At 55.6% G+C, this 12,341-nt stretch carries 7 protein-coding genes; all 7 read left to right on the forward strand.

Features of this window, described 5'->3' with window-relative positions; all coding sequences use genetic code 11:
* The first annotated feature begins 253 nt into the window (after positions 1-253).
* On the forward strand, positions 254-3,622 hold the full coding sequence (locus tag NZ823_05695) for a carboxypeptidase regulatory-like domain-containing protein (GenBank protein ID MCS6804625.1): 3,369 nt from the start codon (positions 254-256) through the stop codon (positions 3,620-3,622).
* Between the two features lie 87 nt (positions 3,623-3,709).
* Positions 3,710-5,764 (forward strand): hydantoinase/oxoprolinase family protein, encoded by a 2,055-nt coding sequence (locus NZ823_05700; GenBank protein ID MCS6804626.1) that lies wholly within the window; start codon positions 3,710-3,712, stop codon positions 5,762-5,764.
* A 78-nt stretch (positions 5,765-5,842) separates the two neighbouring features.
* Positions 5,843-7,633, forward strand: coding sequence for a hydantoinase B/oxoprolinase family protein (locus tag NZ823_05705; protein ID MCS6804627.1), 1,791 nt, complete (start codon positions 5,843-5,845; stop codon positions 7,631-7,633).
* Between the two features lie 249 nt (positions 7,634-7,882).
* Complete coding sequence (locus NZ823_05710) at positions 7,883-8,515, forward strand: N-carbamoylsarcosine amidohydrolase (GenBank protein MCS6804628.1); 633 nt, start codon at positions 7,883-7,885, stop codon at positions 8,513-8,515.
* A gap of 18 nt (positions 8,516-8,533) precedes the next feature.
* On the forward strand, positions 8,534-9,775 hold the full coding sequence (locus tag NZ823_05715; protein ID MCS6804629.1) for a CoA transferase: 1,242 nt from the start codon (positions 8,534-8,536) through the stop codon (positions 9,773-9,775).
* A 153-nt stretch (positions 9,776-9,928) separates the two neighbouring features.
* On the forward strand, positions 9,929-10,795 hold the full coding sequence (locus NZ823_05720; protein MCS6804630.1) for a hydroxymethylglutaryl-CoA lyase: 867 nt from the start codon (positions 9,929-9,931) through the stop codon (positions 10,793-10,795).
* 489 nt (positions 10,796-11,284) lie between these two features.
* The gene (locus NZ823_05725) at positions 11,285-12,145 is read left to right on the forward strand and encodes a carbon-nitrogen hydrolase family protein (protein MCS6804631.1); all 861 of its coding nucleotides are present in this window, start codon (positions 11,285-11,287) and stop codon (positions 12,143-12,145) included.
* The last annotated feature ends 196 nt before the right edge of the window (positions 12,146-12,341 follow it).

Consider the following 12,341-nt stretch of genomic DNA (forward strand, 5'->3'; position numbering starts at 1 on the left):
TTCACCATCCTTTTGTGAGTTGACAACCTCGCTCGATTTACAGCATAATGCCGCCTGTCTGAATTTTGAAACAATTGTATAAAGACGAGGGAACATTGCAACAACTCGCATGTCACAATGCTTCTTGGTGTTGGCATCGGCAACATTTTGCGGATTTGCCTGTCATTTGTCCAGTCATCGAATCACTGGCGTTCAACGCCCCCGTGGTTTGTATGAAAGAAAAATGGGAGGAATTGGTATGAGGCAAACTCGTATGCGGCAAGTTATGAAAGGCGTGTTCATCGTTGTGTTGGGGTTGATCGCTGTGGCCTATGGCGGCCCCGACGTGTTGGCGCAACGAACGACAGCCAATATCGAAGGAACGGTGACAGACCCGAAAGGGGACGTGGTGGTTGGAGCGAAAGTCACGGCGCGGAATGTCGCCACCAATCTTGAGCGGTCCGTGGTGACGAACGAAAGTGGCTCCTATTCGCTGCCGTTTCTTCCGATTGGCACATACGATCTGACAATCGAAGCGCCGGGCTTTCAGACGGAAGTCCGACGTGGCATCACATTGCAGATTGAACAGACAGCCCGGCTCAACATTGAACTGCGAGTTGGGGCTCCAACGGAGACCGTCGAGGTGACGGCGGCGCCGCCCTTGACAGACACAGCCACGCCGACCATTGGCGATGTCATCGAAAATCGCCGGATCGTTGAACTGCCGTTGAACGGGCGCAACTTCATTCAGCTTTCCTTGCTAGCTCCCAATACAGTACCGCAGAACGAAGGTGGCAACGGCGGATTTGATACAGCCAGCTCTGGCAACGTGGGATTTGTCGTCAACGGCGGACGCAATGATCAGAACGCTTATTTGATTGATGGCATTCAAGCGCAGGATCACTACTTCAACACGGTGACCATTACGCCATCCATTGAGGCCATCCAGGAATTTCGCGTGCTGCAAAATTCCTATTCGACTGAATACGGGACCTACGCCTCAGGTCAAGTCGTCATCGCCACCAAATCAGGCACCAACAGCATTCACGGTTCAGCCTTCCACTTTTTGCGGAATGACAAACTGGATGCGAAGAACTTTTTCGATCTACCCAATCGTCCGATTCCGGCGTTTCGCCAGAACAACTTTGGTGGGAGCATCGGTGGGCCGTTCGTCAAAGACCGCACATTCTTTTTCTTCACGTATGAAGGGCTGCGCGTCCGCAAGGAAGAGACTGTACTGTCGGCATTGTTGACGGCTGAGGAGCGGCAAGGCCTGTTTCGCGATCCGGTGAGAAATCCGGCAACGGGTCAGAATTTCCCCACCGTCACCGTTGGTGGCCGCACGTTCTATCAAGTGCCTATTGCGCCGATAGCGCGGACGATCATTGATCGGTTCTTCCCGGTGCCGAATTTGCGGCCTAACGAGCGCGGCCTCAATCACGTGTCGGTCAGCCCGCGCATTGAAGATCGCGATCAAGTGGTCGTTCGTGTGGATCACCGGTTCACGGCGCAGAATACATTCTTCGGCCGGTACATCTGGGGGCGTGGCGACCAGAGCTTGCCGTTTGCCGATAATATCTTGACATTCGATCCGCCGCCCCCGCCAGGATTCGCTACGCCGATTGAAGACGACAGCCAGAATCTGGCGCTCGGCTTGACGACGGTCTTCACCGACCGCGTGGTCAATGAGCTGCGGCTGGGCTGGAATTTTTATGACGGCAAGCGCACGGCCTCCAACACGGATGTGAACTTCGCTCGACTCAACGGCGTGAATCAAGAGATTGCCGTGCGCGACCGTGGTTTTCCGGCCTTCACCGTGCCGACCCTTTCTCAGTTTGGCGACTCAGATGTGTTCAATCCGCTGTTCCGCAAGAACAATGAGTATCAGATTTCCGACAGCCTGGCCTGGACACGAGGCAATCATACGCTGAAGTTCGGCGCCGATTACCGGCATGTTCGGTTTGACACGCTCTCGAATTTCTTCACTCGTGGCTTCCCGCAGTTCGGCAGCGGGTTTTTGTCGGTGACCGGCGATGCGCGCGCTGATTTTCTGTTGGATCGGCCGTTTGCTATCGTCAAATTGCAAGGCGACACGACCGGCAATTTCCGCACCAATTTGTTTGGCGTGTTCTTTCATGATGAATATCGAGCGACGCGCCGGCTGACGTTGAACTACGGGCTTCGCTATGAGGTCTTCCCGCCAATCTACGAAATCAACAACCGGCTGGCCGTGTTCGATCAATTCACCGGAGAGATCGTGCTGGCCGGCGATACGTTGCCGCCGGAGGTCAATGGTCGGTTCGTCACGGAGTACAACACGCTGCTGCGTGCTCTTGGCTTGCCGCCGGTGAAATTTGTCACGGCGAAGTCGCGTGGTTTGGGTCGCTCTGTCACGCGGACGGATTTCAGAAATTATGCGCCGCGACTTGGGCTTTCCTACGACGTGTATGGGACCGGCAAGACGGTGCTACGCGCCGCCTATGGCATTTACAATGCGCTTCGTGATTGGTCAGCATCGTCCGATTCGCGCAATTTGTTGCCGTATACGGTTCAGCTTGTGCTGTTGGATTTTGCCCGATTTGGCGCGCCGTTGCCGCCGCTCCGATATGCTGACGCTTACGGTCCTGTGTCGGATCCGCACAACATTCCCATCAGCGGCATCAGTCCGCAGATTGATATGCCGATCGGCTATGTGCAGAACTACACGTTGAACATTCAGCAACAACTGACTCCCAACATGGTCTTGGAGATTGCCTATGTCGGGTCTACCGGCATCAACCTGAATCGGCTGACCACGGGTAATCCAGAGAACATCGTCACGGGCGTGCGTCCTGTGCCCAATTTCAGCTTCTACATTCAGGAGGCCAGCGGCGCGACGAGCACCTATCACAGCGGATTTGTGCGGATGGAGCGGCGCTTTTCACGCGGGCTGGCCTTTGTTGGTTCTTACACCTATGCGAAGGCCATTGACACGGTCTCGTCAGCGCGAGAAGAGGGCGGCGCGCCGACGCGTGAGCAGGACGCGCGTTGTTTGCGCTGTGAACGTGGTCGGTCCAATTGGGATGTACGCCATCGGTTTGTGGCCAGTTTTCTGTATGATCTGCCGTTTGGGCCGGGCCGAGCTTGGGCCGGCGACGCCAAAGGGGCGGCTGCCAAGATCATTGGCGGTTGGCAAATCGGCGGCATCGTTTCGTTGAATACCGGACAGCCGTTGACGCCGCAGCACCCGCTTGGCGCAACTGCCGGTTTTCGGTTCCCGCGCCCGGATGTGGTGGGCAATCCAAACTTGCCGGCTAGTCGGCGCGACCCGGCCAGGTGGTTCGATACGACGGTCTTCCGGGCGCCGCCTGTGAGCCCGCAAAGCGGGCAAGCGTTACCGGGCAGCGCCGGGCGCAACATCATTGACGGTCCGGGATTCCAGCAGGTGGACTTCACCATTCAGAAGCTCACCAACATCACAGAGACCGTCGGGATTCAATTTCGCGCCGAGTTCTTCAATCTGTTCAATCATCCGAATTTCAATCTGCCGGATCGCGTGTTCATTCCCGGCCCTGACGGGCGCAACATCAACCCTAACTTCGGGGTGATCACTACGGCGAAGAACTCGCGGCAGATTCAATTCGGCTTGAAATTGATCTTTTAGGACGGTTATCGAGGCATTTGATTAGTCGTCATCTTGACACAGGCAACAATGATTGCTATTGATGTCGGGACACAATAGGGAGGTGGTATGGCATATCGCGTAGGCATTGACGTGGGTGGCACGTTCACTGATGTGCTGTTATTCAACGAGAACAACGGTGAGATGATCCTGGCCAAGACGCCTTCAACGCCGCACGATCAATCCATTGGTGTGCTCAATGGAATTCGCAAGGTCGCTGCGCTGGCCAACATTGATGCGAGCGAGATTCGCTTGATTTTGCACGGAACGACGGTGGCCACCAATGCTGTGCTTGAGGGCAAGGGCGCGCGCGTGGGGTTAATCACCAACGCCGGATTTGAGCAGATTTTGCACGTGGCGCGTGGACAGACGCCGGGGCCGCTGGCTGGCTGGATTATCATGATCAAGCCAGAGCCGCTGGCGCCGCTTGAACTGACGCGAGGCATCTCGGCTCGGATGAATGCGCGTGGCCAGGAAACCAGCCCGCTTGATGAGGCCGAGGTGCGGCGCTACGTCAAAGAGCTACACGACGCCGGCATTGAAGCGCTGACCGTGTCACTGATCAATTCCTATGCAAACCCAGCGCATGAACGACGGGTCAAGGAGATCGTTCATGAGATGTATCCAACATTGCCAGTGACGATCTCGACCGACATATTGCCGGAATTTCGCGAGTACGAACGGACGTTGACAACAGTGATGAATTCCTACGTTCGGCCCAAAATGGCTCATTACTTGAATGGTATCAAGAACAAGTTGAAGGAAGCCAAGCTGGAGCCGACGGTCAACATTGTGCGTTCTGATGGCGGCGTGATGAGTTTGGAAGGAGCGGCGGAAAAACCGGTGGCGACGTTGATGTCGGGTCCGTCAGGTGGCGTGGTCGCGGCTAGCTATATTGGCGAGTTGGCCGGTTACAAGAATGTGTTGTCGTTTGACATGGGTGGCACGTCAACGGACGTGGCCATTAGCTTTGGCGGCACGCCCAATGTGGTGCGGGAGACGCGCATTGGGTATTACCCGGTGAAAGCCTCTACGGTGGATGTGCAGAGCGTCGGCGCTGGCGGTGGTTCGATTGCTCACGTGCCCATCACGGGCGCGCTGCGCGTGGGTCCGCAAAGCGCCGGCGCAGACCCTGGACCGGCCTGTTATGGCATGGGCGGAACCGAACCGACGGTGACCGATGCCAATCTGGTGCTCGGTCATTTGCCGCCAAAACTGTTGGGCGGCGAGATGGAATTAAATGTTGAGCTGGCTCGGCAAGCCGTGCAAAAGATCGCCGATGCGCTGGGCTTGGGCTTGTACGAAGCGGCGCAGGGCATCATTGACATCGTCAACGAAAACATGTTCGGGGCGCTTCGGTTGGTGTCCGTGCAGCGAGGCTATGATCCGCGCGATTTCGCGTTGGTAGCGTTTGGCGGCGCTGGCCCGCTTCACGTCAACGCGTTGTCGCGGTTGGCCGGCTCCTGGCCAGCCATTGTGCCGCCGACGCCGGGTGTGTTGTCGGCGTTGGGATTTCTCCACTCAGACATCAGGAATGAGTTTGCTCAGACTTGCATTCGCACGCTCGACAAAATTGACTGGCAAGAGATCAAACAGAGCGCTTTGCACCTGGAGGAACAGGCGCGCCAGTGGCTGAGCAGCGAGGGGATTCCGCCGGAGCGTCAGCGCGTCGAGTTTGAAGTGGATTTGCGCTACTATCGTCAGGGTTATGAATTTCCGATTCGAGTCAGTCCCGAACAGTTTGATTCGGCTGGCGGCATTGATAAGCTGATCGCCGATTTCAAGGAGATTCACGAGCGCAATTACGGCTTCAATATTGACTCGCTCATCGAAGTGGTCAACGTGCGCGCGGTGGCCATTGGCGAGGTCAAAAAAGTGGAGTTGAAGAAATTTGATCTGGATAGTGAAGATGCCTCCAAAGCCGTTGTCGAGGAGCACGCCATTCATTTTCAGGGTGGTTCATTGCCCACGCTGATTTATGATCGCGAGAAGCTGCGGCCGGGTAACGTCATTAAAGGACCGGCCATCATCATGCAGACTGATTCGACGACGGTGATCTTGCCGGATCATTACGGAAAAGTTGATCCGTATCTGAACATCCTGATCAGACCGAATGGTTCATGAGGCGGCCGGCGCCCGAAAGGCCATGCGCTGTTCGGGCGCTGCCCTGGCCATTTATCGCTTGCCCGGAGAGGTGTTGATATGAACACGAATGGAAACAAGCTCGACAAAATCACGCTCGACATCATTGAAAACGCGTTGCGCAACGCGCGCAATGAGATGGATGCGGTGTTGTTCCGTTCGGCGATGTCGCCGGTGATCCGCGAGCAGCACGACGGTTTCCCGATGATCTGTACGCCGGATGGGCGCATGGTTGTCGGGCAGTTTGGCTCGTATATCAGCGGCTTCATCAAGGAGTGGAAGCGGGGCATTAACGAAGGGGATGTGTTTCTGATGAGCGACCCATACAAGTGCCGCGGCGCCATCTCACACATCAACGATTGGATGGTGTTGATGCCCATCTTCTATGACGGCCAGTTGGTGGGCTGGGGCTCGCAGTTTGGTCATACGTTGGATATTGGCGGCCCTGTGCCGGGCAGTTTGCCGACCGACGCCACGACGATCTACGGCGAAGGGGTGCGCATTCCGCCGGTCAAACTCTTTGATCGCGGCCAGCCAAATCATGATGTGTTGGACTTAATCATGAACAATACCCGCACGCCGACGATGAACTATTTTGATCTGATGGCCATCGTCGCCGCTTGCCGCACGGCGGATAAACGGGTCAAGGAACTCTGCCACCGCTTTGGCACGCCGCTGGTGCATGAAGCGTTTGAGGCGCTGCTGGATCGAACCTATCGGGCGATGAGTCAACTGATCACCAAGAATCTGCCGGAGCATCCGGTCAGCTTTGAAGATTACGTGGATGATGATGGGCGCGGCAACGGCCCCTACAAGATGAAGCTCACGATCTGGCGCGAAGGCGATCATGGCTACTTCGATTGGACAGGCACAGACCCACAAGCGCCAGGGCCGATCAACTTCTATCTCAATGAAGAGATGTTCAAGATGTTCATCGGCGTCTATCTGATCATGGTGTTCGATCCGCAGATTTTGTTTAACGACGGCTTCTATCCGCTTCTGCACGTGACACTGCCTGAAGGATCGTTGTTGCATCCCAAGTTCCCGGCAGCGCTCGGCTGCCGCACGCATGCGCTGGCGCGATTGTTCGATGTGCTAGGCGGCGCTCTGGGTAAGCAAGCGCCTGAACTGACGACAGCGGCTGGTTATGGGACGAGTCCTTATCTGCTCTATAACGGTTATGACGAAAACGGCGAGTTCTTCCATCTGATGGAGATCAGTTTCGGCGGCATTCCGGGGCGGCCCGTAGAAGACGGCCTGGATGCTCACTCGTGGTGGCCGTTGTTTGAGAACATTCCAACCGAGTACTTGGAGAGCTACTACCCGCTGACGATTGAAGCGTATGGGTCATTGATTGATTCAGGCGGCGCTGGATTCCATCGTGGCGGTAATGGCGTGTTGAAAATTTACCGCTTCGAAGCCGATGGAGAGATTGCCATTCACGATGACCGTGAACGCTCGATGCCGTGGGGCATTCTCGGTGGGTTGCCGGGCACGAACTCGGAAAAGACGCTCATCAAGAAGAATGGCGAGCGAATTGCCTTGCCTTCCAAGATCAGTTGCGTGAAGGTGGAGAAAGGCGATCGGTTGATTTATATCACGGCGGGCGCCGGCGGGTGGAAAGACCCATTGGATCGTCCGCCAGAACGCGTGCAAAAGGACGTGATTCGCAAGCTGGTCTCAATAGAGAAAGCCCGGCGTGATTACGGCGTCGTCCTTGATCCAACAACATTGGAAATTGATCATGCGGCGACCGAATCATTACGCGCTTCGATGCGGCGCGAACGGGGCGAAGTGCCGATGTTTACGTTCGGGCCGACGCCGGAGCCCATTGGTGTGATGGCTTCGTAGGTCGCCTTGGAGTGCGGCGGCAAGCCCGCAGGGCGCGACGCCGCTTTGCCAGTCGCCTTGGCATGTTGCTTGTAGCAGCCGGAGCTGCGTTCAGCTTCGGGCTGTTACTGGGCCACAGATTACACAGTAACACAGACTCCGTGATGGTCTCTGGAAACCTGTGAAATCTGTGGTATGGAGGCGCGGCCCGGGTGAGTTCATCCGAGGAGGCGGCCCGCAGCTTGTCAATGAGAAGGAGAAGAAGCAGGAATGGCTGAGCAGCAAACAGTTGAGCTCTACAAGCAGCGCGGGTTTGCTCAACGCGTCGGATTTGGCCAGCGGCCGGCGTTGCTGATCATTGACTTTATCAACGGTTTCACCGATTTATCGTCGCCGCTGGCGGCGAATTTTGACGCGGAAGTTGAGGCAACTCGACAGGTGCTGGAGGTGGCGCGGGGGAAGCGTATTCCTATCTTTTTTACGACCGTGAGCTACGACGAGGGATTTGCTGATGCCGGCGTATTCATTAAAAAAGTGCCGTCCCTGAGCGTGCTCAAGGCCGGTTCGACGCTGGTTGAGATTGACCGGCGATTAGCCCCGCTGCCTGGCGAGCATGTGCTGGTGAAGAAATATGCCAGCGCGTTTTTCGGAACATCGCTGTGGTCAACATTGACCGCTTTGCGTGTAGATACAGTTTTACTGACAGGGTGTACAACCAGTGGGTGTGTGCGCGCCTCGGCGGTGGATGCCTGTCAGTCGGGATTTCATACCATCGTGATTGAAGAGGCTGTAGGCGACCGCGCGCCCGAGCCGCATCAGGCAAACTTATTTGATATTGACGCCAAGTATGGCGATGTAGTTTCGTTGCAGACTGCATTAGATTACCTGCAACGACATGTTTGATTTTGTTTGTGAGGATGTATGGCAGATCAACACAGGCAAAATGATGTTCAAGTCAACCGTCCAGAGATGCCGCTAAAGGGGCTGCGGATTTTAGAACTGGGGCAGTTGTTGGCAGGCCCGTATGCGGCGGTGTTGCTGGCTGGCTTTGGCGCTGACGTCATCAAGATTGAACCGCCTAACGGCGGCGATCCGCTGCGCACGTGGCGCAAGATGTACAAAGGGACGGCGCTGTGGTGGTACATTCTGGGACGAAATAAAAAGAGTGTCACGTTGGACCTGCGCCATCCCAAAGGGCCTGAAATCGTGCGCCGGCTCGTGGCCAGCGGCATTGATGTGGTGCTGGAGAATTTTCGACCAGGCCGTATGGAGCAATGGGGCCTTGGCTATGAGGACCTCAAAGCTATCAATCCCGGCATCATTATGGTTCGTGTATCGGGGTGGGGGCAAACAGGCCCCTATGCGCATAAGCCAGGATACGCCAGCGTCGGCGAAGCCATTGGCGGGCTTCGTTACGTGACCGGTGATCCAGACCGTCCGCCGGTTCGCGCTGGTATCAGCCTGGGCGATTCACTCGCCGGATTGCACGCGGCGCTCGGCTTGCTGATGGCTGTCTACCACCGCGATGTGAAGGGAACCGGAGAAGGCCAGGTCGTGGATGTCTCCATCTATGAGTCGGTGTTTAATGTGATGGAGAGCTTGTTGCCTGAATACGATATGTTCGGGCATATCCGCGAGCGAACGGGTAGCAAATTGGACGGCATTGTTCCGACCAATACCTACAAGTGTAAAGATGGCAAATACATCATCATTGGCGCCAATGGCGATAGCATCTTCAAACGGCTGATGCGCACCATCGGGCACCCTGATATTGCCGATGACCCAAAGTACGCTCACAACAACGACCGGGTTGAACATGCCGATTTCATTGATTCAACCATCGAAGCCTGGACCATGCAGCACACTTTTTCTGAGGTTATGGAGATTTTGGAAAAAGCGGAAGTGCCGGTCGGCCCCATCTACAGCATTGCTGACATCGTTAAAGACCCACACTACATCGCGCGCGGAATGTTCGAGGATGTGACGCTGCCCGATGGTGCTCGAGTGAAGCTTCCCACATTCGTGCCCAAGATGAGCTTGACGCCGGGGCAGACGGAATGGATTGGCCCGACGCTGGGCGAGCATAATGAACTGGTCTACAAGGGCCTGCTTGGTATGACCGACGAAGAATACCAGCAACTGGTAGCCGAGAAGGTAATTTAGTGGTTCGTGGTTCGTGATCCGTGATCCGTGGTTCGTGATCTGTAACCTCTGCGGGGAAACCTGAAATCCGAATCGCGAAATCCGAAACGTTTCGGATTTCGGATTTGGTGCTTCGGATTTCCCTCGAAGAGGGCTACGGTTCAGTAGATGGCTATGGGGCTGAGCTATCCAAAAAAAGTCGAAATCGTTGACGTCGCGCCGCGTGACGGCTTGCAAAATATTCAAACGATTGTGCCAACTGACCAGAAGGTCCGGTTGATTAATGGGCTGACGCGAGCCGGCGTCCGACGACAGGAAGTCACCTCGTTCGTTCATCCGAAGTGGGTTCCTCAGTTGGCTGACGCAGAGCAGGTGCTGGCCAGCATTGAGCAACCTGCTGGCACACGCATGATGGCATTGATTCCGAACATTCGTGGCTACGAGCGGGCCAAAGCCACGGGGCGAGTCAAAGAGGTTGCTCTGGTAGTCGCAGCCAGCGAAACGATGAACCAGAAAAACGTCAATATGTCAGTGGACGATTCGTTGAAAGAATTCGCCGCCATTGCCGAGCGAGCCAAAGCGGACGGATTCTTCGTCCGCGGCTCCATTGGCACGGCATTTGGCTGCCCTTTTGAAGGGTACGTGCCGGTTGACAGAGTTCTTGCCATTGTCCAGCAGCTCTGGCAGATGGGCGCCGATGAAGTGATGCTGGCCGACACCATTGGATGCGCCAATCCAGCGCAGGTGTATGACCTCTTCGCCCAAGCCAAAGACCGATGGCCAGAACGGCCTCTTGCCGCTCATTTCCACGACACGAACCATCTGGGATTGGCCAATGCGTTGGCAGCGTTGCAAGCTGGGATTGATATCTTTGACGCTTCTGTCGGTGGCTTAGGTGGATGTCCGTTTACACCGACCGGAGCCGGCAATGCGGCCACGGAAAAGTTGGTGTTTATGCTCCATGAAATGGGCGTGGAGACGGGCATCAACTATCAACTCCTCTTAGAAGTCGCTGAGTTCGCCAAGAGCCTCAAAAAGTAGTTCCTCTTTTAGACATAGCATTCACACATTTGCCGACGTGAGTTGAGGTCAATCGCTCGGATGCTAGCGAGCATGGCCTTCCTGACAGGGCTTTGGCTCGCTGCGGCTTCAGCGCCCGAACTAATCGCATTATGAAACAGCAAGACGATTGATTCGCCGGAGTAGGGTAGAGCATATGGCCTGGCAGTTTGTTACGGAACGGGAGGACGGAAGAGCGACCGATTGATTTTCGCCATGAAAAAATGCTATTGTATTGCAGGGCATTGGAGGACTACAAAATAGTGCAACAAGAAATTCGCGGAACACGTTGAGTTGTTGTGATGTTCAAATGCCTGGGGCGGTGATGGTGTGGGCCTTCCACATCATTTGCCTGGATTATTCATTCTCCATCCCCCCTCGCAGGCAGACCGCCCCAGACATCTGAACGTCATCCTGCCGAGCAGGAGGTGCTGAGAATATCCCGTCTTTGGAGCGACACGCTTAAACGTTATGTCTTCCCCTCGCGAGTTGGTTGTCGCCCTGGTGCAGATGTGTTCGACCGACGACGTTGCCGGAAATTGTGACTACGCCGAGCGACAGCTCATCCAGTGCGCCCAAAAAGGCGCCCGATGGGTGTTGTTCCCTGAAAACGTCTGCTACCTGCGCAAAGAGGGCGAGCAGGTTGATTGGACTGAGGCCCTCACCAGAGAGATCGTGGCCAGATTTTGCCAGTTGGCCGAGCGTTGGAATGTTTACATCTTGCTGGGCAGCATTCCGGAACCTGATCCAGCCTCAACGAGGCTCTACAATTCATCCGTGTTGATTAGTCCACGAGGGGAGGTGACGGCCAATTACCGTAAATTGCATCTGTTTGACGCGGTGCTTCCCGACGGGCAATTGCTGGTTGAGTCAAAGTTCGTTGAACCAGGAAACGAGCTGATTTGGGCCGACGTTGACGGCGTCAAAGCGGGATTGACTATTTGCTACGACCTGCGGTTTCCTGAATTGTATCGTGCACTAACGTTTGGTGGGGCAGCGATCATCACTGTGCCATCGGCATTCACTGTGCCGACAGGGCAAGCTCACTGGGAAGTTCTGTTGCGAGCGCGGGCGATTGAAAACCAGGTATTCATTCTTGCTCCAGCTCAAACTGGGCAGCACTCCGAGCGCCGCAGCAGTTTTGGGCATAGTTTGATTGTAGGCCCATGGGGTGACGTCATCGCTGCGGCTGGGCAAGAAGAGACGATTGTTTGGGCGACGCTCGATCTGGAGCAGATTCGAAAGGTGCGCCAGCGGATGCCCTGTTTGGAACATCGTCGGTTTCAGGTGAGCGGCCCGCATGTTCACGTAAGCAGCCCGCAGGGTGTGTGAGCGTGAGCATGTGAGAATGCTTAGAGTCTGATAACCTCCTGAAAAACAACGCCGGACAACCATCCCCAAAGCAGCTTGCGAACAAGCCTGCCCGGGAGCACACGCCTAGGACTCTGCCTCGGTTCGCGCCGGTGGTTGTCCCACAAAAATCCCAATGATCATCATCAACGAGATCCTCATCAGCGACGAGATAAAA

The organism is Blastocatellia bacterium (genome assembly GCA_025054955.1).
GTDB lineage: Bacteria > Acidobacteriota > Blastocatellia > HR10 > J050 > JANWZE01.

Coding starts and splice junctions, on each gene's coding strand:
- NZ823_05695 (MCS6804625.1), top strand. CDS start 254: ATGCGGCAAGTTATGAAAGGCGTGTTCATCGTTGTGTTGGGGTTGATC.
- NZ823_05700 (MCS6804626.1), top strand. CDS start 3,710: ATGGCATATCGCGTAGGCATTGACGTGGGTGGCACGTTCACTGATGTG.
- NZ823_05705 (MCS6804627.1), top strand. CDS start 5,843: ATGAACACGAATGGAAACAAGCTCGACAAAATCACGCTCGACATCATT.
- NZ823_05710 (MCS6804628.1), top strand. CDS start 7,883: ATGGCTGAGCAGCAAACAGTTGAGCTCTACAAGCAGCGCGGGTTTGCT.
- NZ823_05715 (MCS6804629.1), top strand. CDS start 8,534: ATGGCAGATCAACACAGGCAAAATGATGTTCAAGTCAACCGTCCAGAG.
- NZ823_05720 (MCS6804630.1), top strand. CDS start 9,929: ATGGGGCTGAGCTATCCAAAAAAAGTCGAAATCGTTGACGTCGCGCCG.
- NZ823_05725 (MCS6804631.1), top strand. CDS start 11,285: ATGTCTTCCCCTCGCGAGTTGGTTGTCGCCCTGGTGCAGATGTGTTCG.